The sequence below is a fragment of the Streptomyces sp. NBC_01233 genome, from assembly GCF_035989305.1.
Classification (GTDB): Bacteria; Actinomycetota; Actinomycetes; order Streptomycetales; family Streptomycetaceae; genus Streptomyces.
The window spans coordinates 1-20,097 of the sequence record NZ_CP108516.1 but is presented as its reverse complement, the minus strand read 5'-3'; the positions used below and the strand labels follow the sequence as shown (position 1 = coordinate 20,097).

General features: G+C 69.4%; 22 protein-coding genes. 13 read left to right on the top strand and 9 right to left on the bottom strand.

Annotation, left to right across the window (positions count from 1 at the left end):
- The first annotated feature begins 105 nt into the window (after window positions 1–105).
- Both OG332_RS47445 and OG332_RS47440 read left to right on the top strand, forming a co-directional pair.
- Window positions 106–804 (top strand): hypothetical protein, encoded by a 699-nt coding sequence (locus tag OG332_RS47445; RefSeq protein ID WP_327419695.1) that lies wholly within the window; start codon window positions 106–108, stop codon window positions 802–804.
- Between the two features lie 289 nt (window positions 805–1,093).
- The gene (locus OG332_RS47440; RefSeq protein ID WP_327419694.1) at window positions 1,094–1,702 is read left to right on the top strand and encodes a hypothetical protein; all 609 of its coding nucleotides are present in this window, start codon (window positions 1,094–1,096) and stop codon (window positions 1,700–1,702) included.
- Window positions 1,703–1,725: 23 nt separating this feature from the next.
- Here the strand turns inward: OG332_RS47440 and OG332_RS47435 are convergent, their stop codons facing one another.
- Together OG332_RS47435 and OG332_RS47430 are read right to left on the bottom strand one after the other, a co-directional pair.
- Window positions 1,726–2,061, bottom strand: a complete 336-nt coding sequence (locus OG332_RS47435; RefSeq protein WP_327419693.1) for a hypothetical protein — start codon at window positions 2,059–2,061, stop codon at window positions 1,726–1,728.
- 214 nt (window positions 2,062–2,275) lie between these two features.
- Window positions 2,276–3,544, bottom strand: coding sequence for a hypothetical protein (locus tag OG332_RS47430; RefSeq protein ID WP_327419692.1), 1,269 nt, complete (start codon window positions 3,542–3,544; stop codon window positions 2,276–2,278).
- Window positions 3,545–4,017: 473 nt separating this feature from the next.
- Here OG332_RS47430 and OG332_RS47425 point away from each other — a divergent pair, with 473 nt between their 5' ends.
- Window positions 4,018–4,857 carry a hypothetical protein gene (locus OG332_RS47425; protein WP_327419691.1) on the top strand — a complete coding sequence of 280 codons (840 nt, stop codon included), beginning with the start codon at window positions 4,018–4,020 and terminating at the stop codon, window positions 4,855–4,857.
- 160 nt (window positions 4,858–5,017) lie between these two features.
- Here the strand turns inward: OG332_RS47425 and OG332_RS47420 are convergent, their stop codons facing one another.
- Both OG332_RS47420 and OG332_RS47415 read right to left on the bottom strand, forming a co-directional pair.
- Window positions 5,018–5,335 carry a hypothetical protein gene (locus OG332_RS47420; RefSeq protein WP_327419690.1) on the bottom strand — a complete coding sequence of 106 codons (318 nt, stop codon included), beginning with the start codon at window positions 5,333–5,335 and terminating at the stop codon, window positions 5,018–5,020.
- Complete coding sequence (locus OG332_RS47415) at window positions 5,332–6,258, bottom strand: ParA family protein (RefSeq protein WP_327419689.1); 927 nt, start codon at window positions 6,256–6,258, stop codon at window positions 5,332–5,334. Before OG332_RS47415 ends, OG332_RS47420 begins: the two co-directional genes overlap by 4 nt.
- A 310-nt stretch (window positions 6,259–6,568) precedes the next feature.
- Here OG332_RS47415 and OG332_RS47410 point away from each other — a divergent pair, with 310 nt between their 5' ends.
- The 5 genes from OG332_RS47410 (at window position 6,569) to OG332_RS47390 (ending at window position 10,161) form a co-directional block, all read left to right on the top strand.
- Window positions 6,569–7,168, top strand: coding sequence for a hypothetical protein (locus OG332_RS47410; protein ID WP_327419688.1), 600 nt, complete (start codon window positions 6,569–6,571; stop codon window positions 7,166–7,168).
- Window positions 7,169–7,445: 277 nt separating this feature from the next.
- Window positions 7,446–8,393, top strand: coding sequence for a DUF1353 domain-containing protein (locus OG332_RS47405; RefSeq protein WP_327419687.1), 948 nt, complete (start codon window positions 7,446–7,448; stop codon window positions 8,391–8,393).
- A gap of 105 nt (window positions 8,394–8,498) precedes the next feature.
- A complete protein-coding gene (locus OG332_RS47400; RefSeq protein WP_327419686.1) occupies window positions 8,499–8,687 on the top strand; it encodes a hypothetical protein in 189 nt (62 codons plus the stop codon).
- A gap of 470 nt (window positions 8,688–9,157) precedes the next feature.
- A complete protein-coding gene (locus OG332_RS47395; RefSeq protein ID WP_327419685.1) occupies window positions 9,158–9,631 on the top strand; it encodes a hypothetical protein in 474 nt (157 codons plus the stop codon).
- Between the two features lie 2 nt (window positions 9,632–9,633).
- Entirely contained in the window at window positions 9,634–10,161 is a 528-nt protein-coding gene (locus tag OG332_RS47390; RefSeq protein WP_327419684.1) for a hypothetical protein, read from the top strand.
- Window positions 10,162–10,240: 79 nt separating this feature from the next.
- Here the strand turns inward: OG332_RS47390 and OG332_RS47385 are convergent, their stop codons facing one another.
- Window positions 10,241–11,119, bottom strand: a complete 879-nt coding sequence (locus tag OG332_RS47385; RefSeq protein WP_327419683.1) for a recombinase family protein — start codon at window positions 11,117–11,119, stop codon at window positions 10,241–10,243.
- Window positions 11,120–11,246: 127 nt separating this feature from the next.
- On the bottom strand, window positions 11,247–12,332 hold the full coding sequence (locus tag OG332_RS47380) for a hypothetical protein (protein WP_327419682.1): 1,086 nt from the start codon (window positions 12,330–12,332) through the stop codon (window positions 11,247–11,249).
- Window positions 12,333–12,458: 126 nt separating this feature from the next.
- Here OG332_RS47380 and OG332_RS47375 point away from each other — a divergent pair, with 126 nt between their 5' ends.
- Both OG332_RS47375 and OG332_RS47370 read left to right on the top strand, forming a co-directional pair.
- On the top strand, window positions 12,459–12,698 hold the full coding sequence (locus OG332_RS47375; protein WP_327419681.1) for a hypothetical protein: 240 nt from the start codon (window positions 12,459–12,461) through the stop codon (window positions 12,696–12,698).
- Between the two features lie 358 nt (window positions 12,699–13,056).
- On the top strand, window positions 13,057–13,482 hold the full coding sequence (locus OG332_RS47370) for a hypothetical protein (RefSeq protein ID WP_327419680.1): 426 nt from the start codon (window positions 13,057–13,059) through the stop codon (window positions 13,480–13,482).
- Window positions 13,483–13,497: 15 nt separating this feature from the next.
- On the opposite strand, the gene OG332_RS47365 is transcribed toward OG332_RS47370, so the two are convergent.
- Window positions 13,498–14,400, bottom strand: a complete 903-nt coding sequence (locus tag OG332_RS47365; protein WP_327419679.1) for a hypothetical protein — start codon at window positions 14,398–14,400, stop codon at window positions 13,498–13,500.
- Window positions 14,401–14,574: 174 nt separating this feature from the next.
- Here OG332_RS47365 and OG332_RS47360 point away from each other — a divergent pair, with 174 nt between their 5' ends.
- A complete protein-coding gene (locus OG332_RS47360; protein ID WP_327419678.1) occupies window positions 14,575–14,916 on the top strand; it encodes a hypothetical protein in 342 nt (113 codons plus the stop codon).
- A 15-nt stretch (window positions 14,917–14,931) separates the two neighbouring features.
- On the opposite strand, the gene OG332_RS47355 is transcribed toward OG332_RS47360, so the two are convergent.
- On the bottom strand, window positions 14,932–15,738 hold the full coding sequence (locus OG332_RS47355) for a phosphotransferase (protein ID WP_327419677.1): 807 nt from the start codon (window positions 15,736–15,738) through the stop codon (window positions 14,932–14,934).
- 7 nt (window positions 15,739–15,745) lie between these two features.
- On the bottom strand, window positions 15,746–16,918 hold the full coding sequence (locus OG332_RS47350) for a cupin domain-containing protein (RefSeq protein ID WP_327419676.1): 1,173 nt from the start codon (window positions 16,916–16,918) through the stop codon (window positions 15,746–15,748).
- 357 nt (window positions 16,919–17,275) lie between these two features.
- On the opposite strand from OG332_RS47350, the gene OG332_RS47345 reads away from it, so the two are divergent.
- Both OG332_RS47345 and OG332_RS47340 read left to right on the top strand, forming a co-directional pair.
- Entirely contained in the window at window positions 17,276–18,517 is a 1,242-nt protein-coding gene (locus tag OG332_RS47345; RefSeq protein ID WP_327419675.1) for a transcriptional regulator, read from the top strand.
- Window positions 18,518–18,983: 466 nt separating this feature from the next.
- Window positions 18,984–19,757: a hypothetical protein gene (locus OG332_RS47340; protein ID WP_327419674.1), complete on the top strand. Its 774-nt coding sequence runs from the start codon at window positions 18,984–18,986 to the stop codon at window positions 19,755–19,757.
- Window positions 19,758–20,097: the final 340 nt, after the last annotated feature.

Sequence of the window (20,097 nt, the reverse complement as noted above, 5' to 3'; positions counted from 1 at the left end):
GCCAGCGGGGAGGCCTTGCGAGTGACGCCCGACAGTGCGTACTGTCGATATCTGTAGACAGGCGTCGACGGATGTCGCCAACGGTGAACCGGGAAGGAGACCACCATGAAGATGATCAGCGTCCGCGAAATGCGTGGCACGCAGCTGGAGCAGTACGCCCGCGACGGCGAGCTTGTAGGGATCAAGAGCTACCGAGAGCTGATCGGTGTCCTCGTCCCCCTGACCCCGGCCTGGGTCAAGCACCTGATCGACTACAACCGCTCGCGCATTGAGCAGAATCTGACCGAGTCTGAGGAGGAGATAGCCGCGGGCAAGCCGCTGGTGACTCTCGACGCGCTGCTCGTCGAGTCATCCGGTGACCAGGAGCGGAGCGTGGAGAAGGCGGCCACCGAGCCCTGTCACACCCTTGTCGGGGCAATGAAGTCCCGCGACCTGGCGGTGCCAGCTGCTGTGCTCGAACTGCCTGCAACCTTGCTCAAGCGATTCGGCGCATTGGTTGGAGTGACGTCGACTGACGGGCACGAGGAGGCTCCTCCCATCCGAACCGTGCGAATGGGAGATCTGTCCGGTGGTCTCATCGAGGACGCCGGCGCGGCGGGACAAACTCTCGCCCTGACCCATGACCGCACGCTGGTCGGCTTCCTGGTGCCGGTTACCCCACAGCTCGTCGAGTTCCTGATCGAACAGAACATCTCCCGGCTCCTGTACAACATCGAGCTCAGCGAGAAGGAGATGGAGCAGGGAGAGCCGCTCCGAACGCTCGACCAAGTCGTCTCGGAGCAGACGCACGGAAGTTCCGCCTGATCGGGCACAACACGCCGGGCTACGCCTGCGCCGCCACCTCAACGATGGTTCTGGCGGATATAACTCGCGGAGTACTGCCACGGTCACCGCAGTGTGACAGTGGCGCTCGCGAGTCCAGAGAGCGTCGGTCTATATGTCCGCTCCTCCAGAACCGTCTCCCACAGCCTCGGCAAGTAACTATGCCGCAGCTACCCAGGCACTACGCACTACGGCGCGCTGGCTTCTGACGGCGGCCGCAGGCGTCGGCGGTGCCCTGGTGGCGGGAATTCAACTCACGAGGCTTGGCTCCTTGGATATCTCTCAGTGGCCTCGGCTTCTCGCTGCAGGTCTGGGGCTGACTACCGCGTTGATCGCTGTCGGCTACATGATTTTTCGCACGAGCCAACTTCTCACGGATGAATGGGGAACCCTCGCACAGCTGGACCTTGAAAAGTTTAAAAACCAGCTCCAGGGCTCATCCGGCCGCCGCGACAGAAAGCGGCGGGAGGCGCTCGGCCACCTCTATGGCGAGTTAGCGGTTTACAAGGACGAACTATACGGTCACGTCGCGGATGATATTCCCGACTTGTATCGCGCCCTGCAAGTGGCCAACACGGCAGCGCGGCAGAATCCTGAATCAGAAGAGGCTCGACGGTCGGTTCCTCTGAGGAGTGCAGCCGGAGCGGTCGCCGTCTATGCCAACTACTACCTCACGCGGGAGAGATTTAAAGCGTTGCGTCCACAGCTCGCGTGGGCAGCCGTTGCTGTTGCGGCTGGCGTGGTGGTCTTCGCCTATGCCGCCAACCCTAAGCCAAAGCCTGCTGTGATTGTACCAATCTCCGATGTGAGGACCCTAGCCCCTGCGTCTCCGCCTGCCGACAGTACAACGCCTTCACACATGCAGGGCAAGGCACCGTAGCAGCCATGGTGAGGACGAGAACCCTAAAGAGATCCGCGCAGGATTGCGGAATCTGCAGACAGGATATCTGCCACATAAAAGCCAATCTTCAGAACGTGGCGATTTTGCTCGCGCCCCAGTCGCTTCAAGTCACCATGCTCCATGGGCCGATGTATGGCCACGAGCCCAACACTCAGCGGTGTCGCCGTGTAGGTCCGACCCTCATGGATCAGTGAATATTCCTTGTCAGCGTTCGGCCCATCATGGAGCTCTACTCGCAAGGCATCAGCCAAATCATCCTTGGCCTTTTGCGTTTCCATGCCGAGTACGCGGCGCCCGGCAGGAGAGCCGAGCGTAACCTCGTAGGGAGTCGGTGCCATCTCAACACCCTCCGTTGGACCGGCTACAACTACCGTACGCACGTTCCGCGGTCCTTCGCTCACCGGACCAACGGCCCCCGTTACACCGGCGCCGGATCGACTGGGATGAATGCACTTACTCGACGACTCTGCGCAACTTGCGCAGGTCCCCGCGCGCGCCTGCCCGTGCGCGACCCTGCCCTTCGAGGCCCGCAGGGTGTTGGACCCAACGGGTCTAAAGGGGGGTGAGGTGCAGCGCCCGGTCGACCGCCCGGAGCAGTTCGGGCTCCCATCCGGCGCGGGGGACGTCGAGGGCGAGCAGCCCGCCGGCGCTCAGCGCGGCGAGCTGGACCTGGTGCTCGATGCCCAGGCGCCAGGCCTCGCGTAGGACGTGGCGGGCCTCGTCGCGGGCGGTGCGCCCCGTTGTGGCCACGGTCCGGGCGTCGGGCAGGGCGGCGAGGCGGCGAGCGGCCTCCTGCAGCCGGTTCATCAGCTCAGCGGCCCGCTCGGCATCCGGGGCGGGCGGCACCAGGTGGAGCTCGGGAGGCGCGACGCCTCGGCGCAGCTGCTCCATCCGCACGGGCAGCGGCGACCAGCCCGGCGTCCCAGCGAGGTCGATGTTCACCCGGGTCACCGTGGCGCTGTAGGCGCGGCCGGTACCCCACGCCTGCAGCGCGGTGCCGGCGGGCCGGTACTCGGGCTCGACGCCCTCTGCGACGACGCCGCCGTGGTTGCCGCGTACGGACACCCACAGCCAGTCGGCGCCGCCGGTGACGTCGCTCATCAGCATGCGGCGCACCAGGAGGTAGCGCTGCAGGGCGGCCCGGGTGGAGCGGCGCAGTGGGTAGACCTCGACGGACACCGGGCTGTCGGGGCGGGCGTTCTGCGGGTGGCGCCGGATGCGGACCTCGCCCAAGGCGGGGGAGAGGTCCTCCAGGCGCAGCGCGCAGAGCTCACCGACCCGGGCGCCGGTGTCCAGGACGACCGAGGCCATGGCGAGCATTCGAACCCAGCGGGGGTAGCCGTGCTCCATCAGGCCGCCCTCGACGCTCCAGCGGGTACGGCGGCCGACGTAGTCGGCCAGGGTCACCAGGCTCTCGCGCAGCTGCTCACGCCGGGCCACGTCGACCGGTTCCTTGCGGGGGAGCTCCTTGAGCTGGCGCAGGTAGTGGACCTCCAGGCCGAGCTCGCGCTGGAGCAGGGCCATCACACCGGAGCGCACCATCGCGGTCGCCTCGCTCGTGGGCCGCTTCTCGCCTCGGTCGCGGAGCTCACCGACGAGGGCCAGGCGCTCGTAGGCCTTCAGCGACTGCGGGTCGAACACGTCGGCCAGGTCGGCACCGGTGTCGAGCGGGTGGTCGGGGTGCCGGAGGGCGCGGACGAGCTCGCGGGCGTGGGCGCGGATCTGCCGGCGGCGGGCGTCGGAGGGGGCCGCCTCGCACACGGCGTCCACGGCCTCCTGGAGCTCGGGCAGCTCCTCCAGGACGTCAGGCTTCTTCTTCACGGACCGCACGGTAACCAGGCCCAGACACCCGCACCGATCAAACCCGAAGTTAGACCCATTAGAACCAACAGCACCAACCGCTGCTGACGTGGCCATATGGGAACACGGAGTGCGGGTAAGAACCGTGCCACCAGCCGCAAACGACAGCGATCACTCCTTGGGATCGACAGGCTGCGGCCATCCTGCAAGCCCGGGTCAACACGGGGACGCGGCCGCCAACTGCCGCGAATGGCACAGCACATGAAAGATGCGAATAAGAGACCAAATGGGTGAATTGTGGGGCTAGAGTAGCCGGACAAGGCCGGGGATGAATCCCTTGAGTGGCTGCAAGACCAGCCTCCACGGCCCGAGGCAGAGTGACGCACTGACCACTGGCCAGTCGTCCCGGTCGCCTCATCCAGCGCCGTCGGCTCGAACGCCGACTCCCTATGAATGAGGACGATCGCGCGATGTCACAAACCTGGCCAGGACGAATGAGAACTCTCAAGATCATCGCTGACCCCAACGGCGGACCGTGGCGGCTGTGTGGAGGCGGTGTAGTAGGCAGTCCCGAGTCGGTACACGGAGATCTCGACAGTGCCGTATGGGCCGCTGAGCAGGCGCTGACTAGGTCGCCGGGTGGGGGATTCGTCGAGGTACATCATGCTGACGGCCGGATCGAGCGGCGGAACGTGCCGCGGCCGGAAGTCCTGTTGCAACCCCTGCCAGCCGGCAGCCTGCAGGACGTGTTTGGCCGGGTCCGCAACGTGTCGCAGCCGGAAGTCCCGGTCGAGCCCCCGCAGCCCCCGCAGCCCGCGCAGGCCGCGTCGCAGGCCGACAGCCTGCGGGACGAGTTTGGCCGGGTCCGCAAGCAGAAGAAGTATGCAGACTGGGCGGTGGAGCAGTTCCTCGGACTGATCTGGCCGGCCCTGCTCATGCTGTTCGGTTCGGCGCTCTCCGGCGCCATGGCTGACGAAGTGGCCGCCCAGCGAAGCGTCCTTGGTGTGTTCTGGGCGACGCTCGCCTGGTCCTCTGGGGTCGCTCTGTTCGTCTTCATCCTGAGCAGGAACTTCAAGGCGGCGCCCTATCAGTATGCCGCCCTTGCTACCGCATGCCTCTTTGCCGGGTCCATCATTGCCGTGCAGATTGGCCATGGCGAATACGGGGTGCCTATCGAGTGGGGCAAATATGGATCACAGCCCTGGGCCTGGCCCGCTCCTGCCATCGATGCGGCGATCAACACTTTCGGGTGGGCCGGTGCTCTCATTGGCGGGGTGTGTGGCGCCATCTGTGGACTGTGGGCGGCGCGGCTCTGGGAGAAAGCCGCGGGATAGCGTGACTCGGCTTCGATAGGACATACCCGGCGGGCTACCCATCCCGACGAGGAACCCCTCGCCCGCCGCTTACTACCCGACCTCGAGAAGCCCTGACCGGGCCACTGACGCACGCGAGGGCCCCACCGGAAGCGGCGGGGCCCTCGCAGTCAGCGGACGGCTACTTCGTGACCGGCGGACCGCTCTTGAGGTTCTTGTTGCGGCGCTGCGGGAACGGCGCACCGTTGTTGTACTCGCGCTCATCACGGCGGAGCTGCGCAAGGACAGCGGCCTCCACGTACGCGGACAGAGACACCGGGACGTCGGCGTCCTCGTCGTCGATCCGCTGGAGCGCGACCACGGCGTTGCGCAGCCGGTTCATGGTCTCCGGGCTGACATACGCCGGGATCTTCTCCTTCGTGCCCGGGCCGGACGGCGACTGGCCTCCCAGCTCCTTGCCGAGGAGGCTCCCCTGGCCGAAGGGCATTCCGTTGCTCATGCTGCAGCTCCCCGCGGCGCCACCAGCATGTGACCGAGCTGGTCGAAGTCACGCGTGGTGGTGGACCGCTTGTTGTACTCGCGGATCGACTTGTTCTCGTCGGGCGCGGTGGTGGCGTCCACCGACCGGCGGACCGGGCACACCAGCGCGTCCGGGTAGTGCTCGGCCATCTCGTTGCCGACCGAACGGGAGATGATCGTCTTGCCCCAGGCCGTGAGCACGGCGGCCCGCACCCTCACGTCGTACTCCTCCTGCGCGTCGGCGATCGTCCTGCGCAACGGCTCGTTCGACTTCTTGTCCAGGCCGCTGAGCTGGCTGGGCACCAAGACCTCGCCGCCGATCGCCAGGGTGAACGTCGAGAGCTTCCCGACCTTCGGAGGGCAGTCGACGATGGTGATGTCCACCGGCGCCTCGCTCCGCTTGATCGCCCGGCGCAGGGTGCGCTCGCCGTTGACCGCCGGGTCGTACTCGACGACCGCGCAGTCCTCGTAGCTGGGCACGATGTAGAGGTTCTTGTACCGGGTGTAGTACGTCGCCTCGTCCAGGCCGGCCTCGCCGTACATGACGTTCTTCAGCGTCAGCCGGTGCTTGGGGTCAAGGCCTTCGGGATAGACCGGCGCCAGCCACCCGGTCAGACCGGCGTCCTGCGGGTCGGCGTCGATGATGCGCACGGTGTAGCCCATCGCCGCCCAGGCGCACGCGAGCTCCAGGGTCGTGGTCGTCTTCCCGGCACCGCCCTTGCGGTTGAAGACGATGAAAACGCGGTGCTCGCCCGGGGCGATCGGGGACGGCCCGGTGAATGCGGCCGGGAGCAGGATGCGCGGGCGCAGCTTGTTGGCCGGCTCCGTCCACTCCCGTTCGAAGACGGCCGGCATGCGCAGCCGGTCCGGGATCTTCAACGGCTCCAGCGTTACCTGGACCATGGCTCTCTCCTCATTCGGGCCTCTCCCCGTCCACTCGTCACCGCCAGACCGTATCGCCTCCTCCCAGCCCGTACGTGGACCCGGCGACGCTCCGCCCGATCGAGGAAAACCCCAGGCCAGCGTGGTGCCCCTAACAGGGTTGACCCCATTGGGTCCAACAGGACCGGGTGCCTGGCGCGTTGACCAGGGAGGACCGCCCGGTACCCCGGATGAGACTCCCGCGCCCGCGCGCGCGTAGGACCGTCGCGTAAATCGCAAAATGCGTGACGCCGGAGACGCAAGCGACCAGGTGTACGTACGGTCCGCCCGCATGAGATCAAGCACCCGCCGCCCGGGCCGCCCCTCCCTGCTGACGCCGAAGCGGATCGAGAGCATCGTCAAGGCCACCGCCGTGGGCGTCGCCAACTCGCTCGCCGCCGAGGGCGCCGGAGTTTCCCGGGCCACCCTCGCCCGGTGGATGGCCCGCGGCCGCGACGCCGCCCAGGCCCGCGAGGACGGAGAACCCGCGAACGCCTCCGACGACATGTACGTCGAGCTGTACCGGCGGGTGAACTCCGCTCGGGCGCAGATGGCCGCCCGGGCGCTCGCGCGAGTTCTGCAGGCGGGCGCCGGGAGCCTGGTCCTGGAGGAACGCGTGCGCACCTACAACGACCCCGTCACCGGCCTGGATGTCGAGGAACGGCAGACCAGGTACCTGCGGCCGGACTGGCGTGCGGCGGCCTGGTGGCTGGCCCACGTGTTCCCCGAGCACTACGGGCCGAACGCCCAGAGCTGGGAGCAGGTCCTCGACGCGTACGACGCCGAGCAGGCCGCCATCGAGCACACCGCCGGCCCCGACGACCCGCACCTTGCCGAACTCGCCGAACGCCTCGCGGCCACCCTCGCCGCCCAGGACTCGGGGTGCCGGTAAGAACACTGTCATCAGCCGCAAACCGCGGGGGACCTTGCGACTGCGTCACCCGTGTTGGTGAGCCAGGGGCCTCGGTGACGAATCCCCTTCATGCCCGAGGGCCTCTCGGTCGGCGTGCGGCAGGGCCCTCCCGACTCGGTCCGAGCCGTGCGGGCTCGCCGAACCACGGGTGGAGGACGATGGTGAGGCGCTTGGGTGACAGATTGCCAGGAGGGCGATATCGGCAGCCGATCGCTGGAAGAGAGGGCTACGAACCTGTGTGGCGAGAGAGGTGCGTATGTCCGTATCCGACAGCGTCTCCGACATCGGACCCGATTACCCGGTTATCCCGCAGCCGCTCCGGTTCTACGACGGTGGCGTCGACGGTGCTCCGGGGGAACCGGCAATCTTCGGCTCCATGGCCCAGATCGTGCTGGTCCGGTGCACCGACGGGGGCCGCGAGCAATTCAGGATGCGGCGCCGCATCGCCTACAAGGACCGGCAACTCGGCGAGCTGCTGGTGCCCCGGGAGACCAGCACCTTCCTCAGCGACCTGACCTCGGTGCCCGCGCTCTTCACCTGGCTCGTGCCGAAGACCGGAAAGCACCTTCCGGCCACGTTGCTGCACGATGGACTGATCCACCCTCTGGACGACACGACTTACACCTCGACCAGGGGTGAGATCGTGCTACGTGTGGAGGCCGACCGCGTATTGCGTGACGCGATGGGGGACGCTGGAACCAAGCTGATCCGGCGGTGGCTGATCTGGTCGGCGGTGACGATGGCGACGATGCTCGACGGCAGGGGAACCAAATGGTCGAAGGTACAGACGTGGTGGTACCGCGTGGCCGTGGTCTTGACCCTCGGGGTGGTCGCAACCCTGGGCTTCTGGACGTTCCTCGACCTCATCGACGTCGCGCGCATCCCGAATCTGCCCTGGATGGGCGACCGGCCGTGGTTCTACGAGCTCGCCGGCGGACTGTCGGGCGCGGTCGTGATCCCGCTAGCGCTGGCGCTGCTCTGGGGCCCTTTCCGGATCGCTGGCGCGATCGTGGGAGTGAGCATAGCGGTGCTGCTGTACGTCACGGTCGCGCTCCTCTTCATCACCGCGCTCTACCAGGGGCTGGAGTGGGTCATGGCGTGGATGCCGAAGAAGGTGGCACTCGTACTGACGGGCGCCGGAACACTGGTGGTGCTGCTCGTATTCGCCGCGGCGCTCTTCATGCCCGCCCCTTACGGCCGGTGACACGCTTCTTACCGTTGCCCCTACTTCGAGGGAGAGCGCGGCACGATCGGCTCCCACAAGAAGCTCTGGCGTCAGCGGTACCCGCAGAGCAGCCTGTTCCCCGTCGTGCGCCTGGTACTGGCCGGCGCCGACGATGCCGAGGTACTGGATCGACGGGCCACAGCCCTGCAGGAGCGAATCCGCGGCATCAAGCTCCGTGTCGACGTCGCCGCGCTGCCGACCCTGCTCCAGCTCCCACGGCAGGAGTGGTCGTGGAGGCAGATCGGGCAGAGCGACGCCCAGGGCGGTCGGTGAGCGGTGCCCCGGCCGTCATGGTCCGGGGCACCGTGCATGAGCCAGCGGGTTGAGCGGTGGGTATGCATCGCCGCATGAATCAGCTCACTCGACGCCGCTGGATCTTCTCCCCCGTCACCTCATGGCATGCCTGGCGGCTTTCACGCAAGACCGGTGTCGGTCACAACGCCGCGTGGGTCAAGGTCCGCACCACCACCCATCCCGATGAGGCCGCCGTCTGGGCCCGCCCGTTACCTGGCGGTCAGGACGCCTCGGACCGATAGGCGCAGCGAAGCCCCGGCGGGCTCGGCACGACCAGCCCGCCGGGGCTTCGTGCTGTGAGCGACGCTCCGCCCGGAGCGCTGAGCCCCCGATTCCGGCGGACATGTGCGCGAACCGTTCCCGCCTTCGGCTGGCCGGGCAAGCCCTGTCCGCCTCCATTCCGCTCCGGCAGGCTGTGGAGGTTCTGCAGCAGCAACCAGGGGAGCGACGTGACGTACAGGGACTGGACGTACCACGGGATCCAGGACGGCCCGGAGAGCAACAGGAGCGACGGGGAGGAGTGGCAGCCCGCCCGGATCCTGGTCGAAGAGGTCGAGTTCGGCCCGACCGAGCGGCAGGACGTGACGGTGCTGCGTGAGCTGGCCGAGCCGGAGCACGGCGGCTTCGGCTGGGGGTACAACGGCGGCGGCACCAGCGCGGCGGCCGCGGTGATCCTCGCCGACGCGCTCGACCTCGGCGACCCGGACAAGTGCGGTATCGGGTACGCGACCTATCCCGAGGACGAGGTGCTGGTGCAGCTGCGGGAGGACTTCTGCGACGACGTCCTGTCCCAGTTCTGCGACCGGTGGCGCCTGCGCCGCGGCGTCGTCTTGCGCTGGTCCCGGGCCTGGTACCTGCAGCGCGGCATCGACGACCTGCCCGCTGCCCTGCGGGAGCTCCCGCAGCTGCAGAGCCAGCGCTGACCGTGGGGTCGTCGAACAGGACCAGGCCCGGCGGCTCCCTGTGGGAGCGCCTGGTCGACGCCTTCCACGGGCGGGACGCGCAGGCGCCCGCAGCGCCGGCCGCCGTCCCGTGGAACAGTCTGGAGTGGAGGGTCGACCCCGAGACCGAGACCTGGTGCTACAAGCCGCCCGGTGACCCGGCCGGGATGCAGGGGGTCCGGGCTTGCGCGCCGGACGGGTACGACTTCGCCCGACTGGTCTGGCAGGCCTGCGAGGTGTGCCGCCTCGGGCTGATTGTGAAGATCAGGGTCACCGGTCCGTGGCAGCGCCACGGGTACGGCTCCCGCATGGTGCGCTTCGCCCTGCGCGGCCGTGACGGGTACGCCTGGACCACGACCCCGCAGTCGGAGGACGCCCAGGCGTTCTTCCCGGCCTTCGCCGCGTCGACGGGGGTCGCGTTCCCCCGGGATGCCCATCGGTGCGAGCACATGCGCGCCGCGAGGTCGCACGGACCGGAGCGGGCGCGGCCGCTCGACCCGCCACCCCGCTGATCCTCCGGACACACGTCAGCCCCGGTCAGACCTGTTGGTTCCAATGGGTCTGACCGGGGCTGACGTCTATCTGTACCGGTCAGCTGGTCTCGGCGGCGAGCGCGTCCGCGGCCACCCTGTCGTCGTGCTCGCGGAGCATCCGCATGATGGTGGGCGGGGAAGGGTGCTGCCCCTTCTTCGCTCCGGTGGTGATGACGAGCCGGGGCGCCATGTCGCGCAGGCTCACGCCCTCGGCCCGCATCTGGAGCGCCATGGTGAGCATGTCGGAGTTGGTGACCGTGGGCCCGCCGATGGCCTTGCCGCGCTTGCGGGCGGACTCGTGGCCCTCCAGGGTGCGGTCGCGGATGTACTCGCGTTCCATGCCGGACAGCGCGGCCAGCACGTTGAAGACGACGCCCGAGGGGTCGTGGGAGCCCTGGAGCTCACCGGTGAGGAATTGGAGGCCGACGTCGGCGGCCTTGAGGTCCTGGGCGAGCGTGACCAGCTCGATGCCGCGCCCGAGTCGCTTGTGCTCGTGGACGACGAGGGTGACCCGGGCTCCGGAGGTGCGCAGCTCGCGGGCGAGGGCGACGGCCTTCTCCAGTTCGGGCCGCTGGGCGACGCGGGTGGAGATCTTCTCGGAGAACACGCGGGTGATGCCCTCGGCGGCGAAGGAGTCGAGCTGGGTGTCCAGGGACTGGCGTGCGGTGGAGGCCCGGGCGTAGCCGATGCGGATGTGACCGACGGGCTCGGTGCCGGCGGTGGCGGGTCGGGGGAGCTCCACCCAGGCCGCGCCGGGCTTGCGTACGGCGGGGGTCGGGACGTTCAGGGCCTTGGCGAGCGCGGGCACGAGCCGGAAGCGGGCCGTGTGGTACTGGATCGACACCTTGCCCTTGGTCGTGCGGCACGGGGAGCCGGCCGGGGCGGCGCAGGTGGACATGGGACAGGCGTGCGCCTCAACGCGCTGGTACTCACTCACCCCGCCAGTGTTTCATGTGTACGTTTCAAGAGTCCAGCACTTTGAAACGATCCATGAAACAAGAAACGCCCAGCTCGGGCCTCTTGGGCCCGGGTGTTTCATAAGGGACCACCTATGAAACGGGTCGTCACTTGATCGTCAGGGTTCCCGGTCCGGGCGGATTGAACGCCAGTCGGTGGAAGGCCTGCGCTGGCATCAAGGACGCCAGGAAGTCGGTGTAGGCATCCAGTTCATCCAGGATGGCCGGGTTCTGCAGGCAAACCACGATGCGCACACCGTCCCCGGTGTCGCGCACGGCTCCGGCTTCGATCACCTTGCTCCCCCAGCGCTCCCACATCGGGTGTGCCTCCATCCGCTGCACGTTGTCGTACGGCATGGGGAAGTCGTGCCATACGCCGAGCTTCTCCGCCGTCAGCGTCCCGGCGTGCAGTGCGTGGGCCAGCCTCGCGGACTCCACCGCTGCGATCTGAACTCGCCGGACCAGAGGAACAAGGCGGCACGCCCGTATCAGCAGGCTTTCAGGCACGGCGCGAACCAGGTCGCACATGTCATGGAACGTTGGAGCGCCAAGCAGCTGTCGGCGGGCATCGGACCTGAGGCGGGCCTCCATGTCGGGCGGCAGGAGACCGACAGGGACACCGATCCGGCGGGACAGGTTCTCCTTGATGTGCCCGACCACGATGTCGACCGCCTCCTCCAGGTCGCCGGCATCGATCTCCTCGTCCGTGTCCCGGTTGAGCAGCGTCATCAATTCAACGAACTGGAGCGCCGATCCCTCTTTGACCGGGCCTGTTGCGATGTTCTTCAGGCTTCGAGAAGAGCCCTGGCGCTTGGCCTTCCGGTCGGCGGCGGTCTGCCGGGCGATCGTGGCTTCCTGTGGTGAGGCGGCTCGGACGTCCATGCCTACGCGGTGGCGGAGCGTGGTCAGGTTCTTGATGAGCGCTTCGCGTAGGAGAGCGACATCCGGTTCGGACAGCGTGGCGATCAACGAGATAGGGCTCATCGTCGAGGCGCCCTGCGTTGCGTGAGCTGCCAGCAGCCGCGCCCGCTCGATGATCTCTTCGCTGAGCGCCGACTCGCTCCCTCCGCCCCCGGCGTACGCACGGGGGAACCGCGGCAGGAACCTCTGCTCCTGCCACCTCTCGATCTGTTCCTGCGACGCCCCCGACAGTTCCATCAGCTCGCGCATCGCCGTGCTCGTGGTCCTCGCCATACGGCTGAGCGTAGAACCTCGCGAAGTTCCGGGATCGCTCCTCCCATGCCCCTGTTGGTCACATGACGTCGTGCCACTCGGCACAGACGGACCGCCGATTCAGGCGGACATAGCGAGGAGAACGTCGTGACCATCCAGATCGCGCCGCTGGCGGCCCTGCTCATCGTCGTGGGCTACGTCGTCGGCTTCTCGGTCTTCAAGTACACCGCCCGTACGCACGGTGCGCTCGGCCGCGGCGACCTGGGAACCTCGATTGTCTCCGGCGCAGCGGTCGCGACGCTCCTCGCGCTTCTGCTTGCCCCTGGGTTCGGCCAGTCGCCAGCGCCCGCCACACCGGCCCCGGCTCCGGTCGTGTCCACGAGGTAGACACCATCCGCGATTCGCGGACCGTGCCCGGACAGCCGTCCCCCCGGGGGACTCCGCCGCCAGCACCGCGCCGGGAGTGGATACCGGGGTGGCAACGGGCGTGAGCTGCTCGTTATCCACCCCGGGCCGTCCCTGTTGGCAACGGCGCCCGTGTCCCCGTGTCCCCTCCTGTGTCCTGGGTTGTGCTCTCGTGAAGCCGCAGCTCAGACGGCCTTTTGTGGCGAACGGGTGAGGCTGCGGCCAGCGGCAAGGCCGGTCGGCGTGTACGGCGCGGCCTGCGGGGCGCAGCCGGACACAGTGTGGTCGGGGCCGGCCCCGACTCCGACCCGGCCCGACCATCGAGACCAGGGAGAGATCGGTGACGCTGACCAGCGAGGGCACGACGGGCATGGAGCTCGCCCAGGGCCTGCTCCAGGGCGTGGGCAACGAATGGATGCGCGCGGCCACCCGCCTCCTCGGCAAGCACCGTGACGGGTACTGGCTGCGGCGGTTCCTGGACGACCAGGACCCCCAGCCCGACCACCTGCTCTACATCGACCGCACCGGTACGCGCCCCAGCATGAACTGGAGCGGGATCTCCCAGCGGTTGATGGGCGAGTTCCCCCTGACGGACAAGGTCATGATCCAGGGTTCGCGCAGCGAGATGGCCATGCTGCGTATCGCCGTCTCCCTCGTCGGTGCAGCGCCCGTCACCCTGCAGACGGTCCTGGACGCGCTGGACGAACGGGAGTTCCGGCTCGTCCAGGCCGCGATGGTGGAGGCCGTCACCGGCGTGGAGCGCTGATCGGCACCGATCAGTTCATGCAGGGCGACGGTGGCGGTTGGCGTGCTGCTCAGTCTGGCGGGCGACGTCCGGGTCGGTGAGGACGAGCGGCCGTACGCGCAGGAGTCCGTCGGCGCCCGGGTCGGGCCCTCCGGGCGGGAGCAGCCCGGCCTCCTGGGCAACGCCGTCGACCCACTGCCCGTCCGAGCCGGGGCGCCCCTGCAGCTGGCGCACAACCGGCGCGGTCCCGAGGTAGACGACCCGGCGCCGGGCCCGCAGGTAGGCGCGCAGGATGCTCCGCAGCTCGCTGCGGGACTTCGGGGTGAGCTCCACCTCGACGGCGACCACGGAGCCACCGGGCGGCACCAGGACCAGGTCCGGCCAGTGCACCGCGTGGGCACCGGCCGGGACCGCGAGGGTCTCCCCGCGCCGGGCCCCCTCGGGCACTCCGGAGATGCCAAGGTCCGCGAGGAGTTCCGCCGGTCGCCCGGGCACCGCCTCGGCGGAGCGGACCTCGCGCTCGGTGAGCACCGTGTGCCCGGCCGCCTCCAGGGCGAGGCCGACGTCGGCGAGGGCCAGGCGGTGCAGCAGCCGCTCGCCCGGGCGGGAGGGTGCCGACAGGCCGGTACCCGCGATGCGCGCTCCGCGCTCGGTGGGCCACACGACGGTGCCCGCCCACCGCATCACCGCGGAGCGGTGCAGCAGCCCGGCCTCCGCCATCACCCGTATCCGCAGGCGCGCGGTCTCGAGTCTCCCGCCCCAGCACGCGGTGGCCGCCTGCTGCAGGGTCAGCGTCCCGTACCTCGTCGCCAGCGCGAGGAGACGCTCGTCCGCCTCCGTGCGCATCCAGCCGTCGCCCCGGGCCTCCCCGCTGCCGCGCACCCTGCGCCGGCGCTCCGCCCGCATCCGGTACGCCCCCGGCGTCTGCTTCATCTCCACTGCCCGCTCCCCTGTCCTTACTTGACGCACGCCACCGCCTCGCGCGCTGACGTGACAGGCACTGTGACCTGCGAAGAGGACAGGAAGCCGTACAGGTTTCGTCGAACACGGCCCGGAGCACGACGCGGAGCACCTGGCGGGGGAGTCCGCGGGGTCCGGGCGTACGGTCGAGGGGTGAGCACGACGTTGACGGAGCCGGTGGAGTCCCGGCCATGGCGGCCCGAGGACGGGCGCGCGCCCACGGTCTGGAGCTGGCCTGCGGGCGACCGCCCGGCCCTGCGGGTGTGGTCCTGCGGGGCGTGGCGGTACGGGGCTGTGATGGCGCGGCACGACTGGGCCGACGGCAGGGTGATCTACAAGGTGGCCGTCGACCTCGACGGGTCGACCAGCACGGTGTCCCGGTTCTACCCCTGGCCGCAGCCGGGCCTGCGCCGGGCGCATGGGTCCGGGTCGGAGCCCTCCGCCTCGGGCCCGCCGACGCTGGCCGCCGGTCGACGCAGCGTCGACTCCGCGTAGAGACGGGCGGGGCGGCTACAGGTGGGCCAGGTGCTCGCGGACGGGGTCGGCGAGCTCGGCGTAGAAGTCGACGCGGTCCTGGGCCTGGAGGACCTGGGCGCACACGGTCAGCAGGCCGGTGCGTGCCTCGGGCCGGTCCAGGACCGGGGCCAGCTGGGCCCGGATGCGGGCGGCCGTCTCGGGGGTCAGCAGCGCGTAGACGTACAGGGTGGCGGCGTCGTAGCCGTACGGGGCGCGGCCCCAGCCTTCCCAGTCCAGGATGTGCGGGCCGCGGGTGAGGTTGCCGTAGTGGAGGTCGCCGTGGGCGGTGGACCAGGCGACGTCCTCGACCTGGTGGTCGGTGAACTCGGGGATGACGCGGCGCAGGTACTCCTCGCGTACGGCCTCGCGGTCCGCCGGCGGCGGGATGTCGGCGAGGGCGTCCAGGGCCGCCCGCATCTCCTTCCACCACGTCTCGGGCAGGCCCGGGTCCTCGTCGAGGACGGGGCGCGGGGAGACCATCGGGTCGGGGGCGAAGGCGTACAGCTCGGCCCGGTAGGCGTAGCCCTCGGTGGTCCAGTCCCGGATGCGGAACAGGTCGGGGCGCGGCACCGAGGCGGGGAGGGCGCGGGAGGTGGACGGGCCGTTCCACAGCGTGCCGCCCTCGGTGCCGGCCTCGGCGCAGACGACGCGGAGCCAGTGCGGGCCGGCGGCGCCCGACAGGGTCCGGCCCCGGTACCCCCACACCCGGCGGCCGGTGGCGCGCAGGCCGAACTGGTCGGCGGCGTGCTGCTGGGCGGTCAGCATCCGGTCGACGGTGGCGGGGGCGGGGGCGTCGAACATGGCGGTCCTACCTGTGGGAGACGGCGGCCGCGTCCTTGGATACCAGCTCGGTGGCGAGGGCCGCGACCTGTTCCACGGTGAGGCCGGAGCGCTCGGCCAGCTCCCCGAAGGTGAGGCGGGCGCCGGAGACCAGGGCCTCCAGCACGGGGCGGACGGAGGGGTGGAGCTCCCATTCGTGTCCGGCGGCGCGCAGCACCACCGACCCGTCGGCCCCCTCCAGCGCGGCCCGGGCCGTCGTGAGGGCCAGGATCAGCTCCGGATCGGCGGGGACGACGCCGATGTGCGGCAGGGACGGGGCCGGGCGGCCGGGGTCGCGGGCGTCCATGGAGGCGGCGAACTCGGCGACCACGTGAGGGTGGAGCGCCTCGGCGACCTCCTTGCGCAGCTGCTCGGCGTAGGCGGCGCGGTCGGCGGGGCCGGCCACGGTCGGTACGTTCGCGCGCAGGGTGGGGGAGTGGAGGAGCTGTCCGGCCAGCCACACCAGGAGGTGGTGTCCGGTCGCCGGGGTCAGGCCGCACGTCAGGTGCAGGGAGCGGCCCTGCGTGGCGGCCACCGCGTGCCACCAGCCGCGCGGTACGTACAGCATGTCCCCGGCCTGCAGGACCACTTCGGCCAGCGGCGGCCCGTCGGGCTTCTCGGGCGCTTCGACGTCTAGGCGGAGCGGATCCGTACGGGTGGCCCCGTACAGGTTCCAGCGCTTCGCCCCTTCCAGCTGGAAGACCACCGTGTCGTGGTCGTCCCAGTGGATCCCGAAGGCCTCGGTGGGGTGCCAGGACGCGTACAGGTTGGCCTGGACGTCGGTGCGGAAGTGCCTCTCCAGCGCCTCGGCCAGGTCTTGGACGCCGGGGTGGAGTTTGTCCACGGCGTCCAGGACGAGGGAGGCGCCAGCGCTGATCTGCCGGTGGAGGCCGGAGGGTTCGACCCGGTGGCGGACCTCGGAGCGCTTGGTGACCGAGGTGTGCAGGTACTCGTACGGCGGGACCTGCTCCCCGTCGTTGAACAGGCGCAGGCGCGGGGCATCGAGCCGGTGGCGGGCCACCAGGTCGTTCAGGTCGTCCCACGTGAACAGGCCGCGCAGCCCTGCGGCGGCCTGTGACCAGTGCTGGAAGTCGCGGCCGAAAGCCCCGGCGAGGAAGTCCCCGCCGAGGCTCCGGACCGCCGCGTCAATCGCGGTGGTCATGGTCGGCGATCAGTCGTTGCCGTCGCCCTTGCCGGTGCCCCCGCCGTCGGGGGTCCGGGTCGCGGCTCCCTTGATGGAGCGGCTGGAGAGGATCAGACCGTTCATGACGTACTCCTTCTCTCGTGTCGGATGGAGCGCTGGACGGCGCCCGCCGCCCCCAGGCGAGACGGGCGCCCAGTGCGGGACCGGCCGGAGGGGGAGCCCCTGTAGGCGTTGTCCCGGCCGGTTCCGTTCGACCATTGAAGGTCCGGGGAACACCAGAAGGGAGGGCCGCACCGGGGGGCCGATTCCCGCTGCGGGGTGCCGCGTTGGGGGGCCAGGATGGTCTTCCGACACCCAGACAGGGGAGGCCCCGGCATGGTGAGCCCAGACGGAATCGGCGAGCTGCTGCGCACCATCAGGGAGCGGGCGGACCGGACCCGCGAGCAGCAGGCCAAGCGCATGACCGCCGCCGGCCTCGTGTGCACGGTCGAGAACCTGAAGCGCTGGGAGACCGAGAAGCGATTACCGACTCCGGTCTGGCGCTCGGCGATCCGCACCGTCTACGGGCTGACCGACGAGCAGCTGGACCAGGCCCTGGACAACACCCGGAGGCATCGCAGGCAGCAGAGGAAGGACGACGACGTGAAGCGACGCAAGCTGTTCACCCTCGCGGCGGCCACGGCGGGGTTCGCCGTGCTGCCCGGCATCGCGCAGGCCCGGGAGGGCATCGACACCGGCCTGGACGCCGACGGCGCCGGGGACCTCGCCTACCTCGAGGGCGCCTTCGAGCGGCACCGCGGCGGTTACAACGGACGGGCGCCCGACACGGTCCTGGGCGAGATGCGTGAGGACCTAGCGCTCCTCGCCACCGTCCTGGGCCGGCCCCACCCCGCACGGGACCGCACCGACCTGGCGCGCACGGCCGCCGGGATCTCCGGCCTGGTGGCGATCGTCCAGCACGACCGCGGCGACCAGGCCGACGCGCACCGCTGGTTCGCCACCGCCGCGCGGGCGGCCCGCGAGTCTGGGGACCGGCGGATGACTTCCTGGGTGCTCGGCCGCCATGCCATGGTCGGCCTGAACTACGGGGCCCCGGGGCAGGCCGCCCGCATCGCCGCGCAGGCCCGCCGGGAGGCCGGCGCCCGCCCGTCCGGCGCGGCCGCACTCGCGGCCGCCGTCAACGCCCGCGCCCTGGCCGCCATCGGCGACGTCCCCGGCGCCCGCCGCGCGGTCGACGACGTCCGCACGCTGGCCGAGCAGTTGGACGGCCCCGAGTCGAGGGACACCTGGTTCGGCTACCCGCCCCAGAAGCACCACGTCCACCTGTCCCAGGCGTACACGCTGCTCGGCGACACCCGCGCCGCGTACCGGGCGCAGGACGACGCCCTGGCCCTCACGGTCTCGCCATCGGTGATGACCCGCGCGCTGGTCGCCATGGACACCGCCGCCTGTCTGCGGGTCGACGGAGATCCGGGCGCGGCCGCAGCGATGGCTGCCGCCGTCTACGACCGGCTACCGCCCGCGTACCGGAGCGGCCTGGTGCACTCCCGCGCCCAACTGCTCCACCAGCACCTGGACGGCGCCCCGCGCCGGCTGCTCGGCGACGCCCTCGCTTGATGAACCCGTTGGGTCTAACAGGTCCAATTGCTCATGCCCGTCACCGTACAGAAACCGGGGTCCCTGCCTTCCTGCACGCCGGGACTTCATGAACACCCTTTGTGGACACCGAAGCTGACCCCGGAATCCAGCTCCCGGGCGTGTCGCGGGGTGTGTGCGGAAGCGGATCGGTTCATGGACAGAGGCGGCGGGACTGTGACACTCGCGGCCGGAGTCCACTTCCGATGTCCAACACGCCCGTTCAACAAGGGAGGCCAGCTGCGAGCAAGCGCCGCTACTTCAATGTAGTTGAACACTCAGTGAAATTGGCGGCCGGATTCCTTTGCCACCAGCAGTTACGAGGTGAAGGATGGGGTGTATGGGGACTGGCTCCTGTCCACGCTTCCCCAGTGAAAGTGGTTTCCCTCAGGAACTGCGAGTCAAGTCCGCATGGACCGAAGTCGCTTTTTTTCAACAGGGAACCATCATGAACACCACTCAGCGTCACCGAATTTCTACTTATATCGGCGCATCATGCTTGGCTGCAGCGCTTTCTTTCTCAACAGGTGCAACCATCGCTACGGCAGCCCCCCAAGCCCCAGCGATGGCAGAGCAGGACGATTCCGGCAGCGACCAGTCCGGGACTGACACCGGCGGTTCCGACACCGGCGGCCAGACCGACGGCAGCCACCCGCAGGGCACTGACACCACCCAGCAGGACGGCAGCCACCCGCAGGGCACCGACACCACCCAGCAGGACGGCAGCCACCCGCAGGGCACCGACACCACCCAGCAGGACGGCAGCCACCCGCAGGGCACCGACACCACCCAGCAGGACGGCAGCCACCCGCAGGGCACCGACACCGGCAGTCAGCCGCCCGGTGACACCATCAAGCAACCTGGCAATGGTGCGGGCGAAGTAAACGATCAGCAGGCATGCAAGAACGCTGGAGGGATTTGGGCCGACGGCTACTGCGGAAAATTCCACAAGCTTGAAGGCACTCAGCAAAACCCTTCGCCTAGCGAAGAGCAGGCTGTTCGGGTTGCGAACTCGGTGGTCGAGTGCACCAAATTCGCGTTGCACTCGGTTCTTGGCCCGGGGGGCAAGGTCATCGAGGTCACGTCCAAGGCAAGTGCCATCATCGTGGATTGGCAGGGTAACAAGGAGAAGGTGGTTTGGGAATTCATCCCGGGTGCAAAATGCACGCTAGCTGTCGTCGTAGCAGTGCTCGGGCATGAGATCGTGCAACCGGTCGAATGAGGCGGGCGAGAAAGGCCCGGCCGCCTGGCCGGCCCCTTCGCCCCCTACGCGGAGCGCTCCCGCCGGCGCAGGGTCGGCGGCTGGGCGCTCGGGTTGGCGAGCATCGGTTGATGGACAACGAGGCCTGTAGAATCTGGCTGTTGGACGTCGCAGGGGAATCCGGTGTGAATCCGAGTACTGTCCCGCAACGGTGTGCTGGCCTCCTGTAGTCGTTGGTGGCAGCGAAGTCCGAGGACCTGCCGACCACGAGTGCCGAGCGCCTACGCGCCCGGCCCTTCTGGTTGGGCTTCGGGACACCGTGACGAAGCCCGATTCGAAACGGATCGGGCTCTTTTGCTGC

What these genes read in the sequence shown, in the direction of transcription:
- OG332_RS47405 (WP_327419687.1), top strand. Translation starts at nt 7,446, where the DNA reads ATGTCCGTATCCGACAGCGTCTCCGACATCGGACCCGATTACCCGGTT.
- OG332_RS47425 (WP_327419691.1), top strand. Translation starts at nt 4,018, where the DNA reads ATGAGAACTCTCAAGATCATCGCTGACCCCAACGGCGGACCGTGGCGG.
- OG332_RS47420 (WP_327419690.1), bottom strand. Translation starts at nt 5,335, where the DNA reads ATGAGCAACGGAATGCCCTTCGGCCAGGGGAGCCTCCTCGGCAAGGAG.
- OG332_RS47340 (WP_327419674.1), top strand. Translation starts at nt 18,984, where the DNA reads ATGAACACCACTCAGCGTCACCGAATTTCTACTTATATCGGCGCATCA.
- OG332_RS47415 (WP_327419689.1), bottom strand. Translation starts at nt 6,258, where the DNA reads ATGGTCCAGGTAACGCTGGAGCCGTTGAAGATCCCGGACCGGCTGCGC.
- OG332_RS47355 (WP_327419677.1), bottom strand. Translation starts at nt 15,738, where the DNA reads ATGTTCGACGCCCCCGCCCCCGCCACCGTCGACCGGATGCTGACCGCC.
- OG332_RS47435 (WP_327419693.1), bottom strand. Translation starts at nt 2,061, where the DNA reads ATGGCACCGACTCCCTACGAGGTTACGCTCGGCTCTCCTGCCGGGCGC.
- OG332_RS47445 (WP_327419695.1), top strand. Translation starts at nt 106, where the DNA reads ATGAAGATGATCAGCGTCCGCGAAATGCGTGGCACGCAGCTGGAGCAG.
- OG332_RS47380 (WP_327419682.1), bottom strand. Translation starts at nt 12,332, where the DNA reads ATGGCGAGGACCACGAGCACGGCGATGCGCGAGCTGATGGAACTGTCG.
- OG332_RS47345 (WP_327419675.1), top strand. Translation starts at nt 17,276, where the DNA reads ATGGTGAGCCCAGACGGAATCGGCGAGCTGCTGCGCACCATCAGGGAG.
- OG332_RS47350 (WP_327419676.1), bottom strand. Translation starts at nt 16,918, where the DNA reads ATGACCACCGCGATTGACGCGGCGGTCCGGAGCCTCGGCGGGGACTTC.
- OG332_RS47410 (WP_327419688.1), top strand. Translation starts at nt 6,569, where the DNA reads ATGAGATCAAGCACCCGCCGCCCGGGCCGCCCCTCCCTGCTGACGCCG.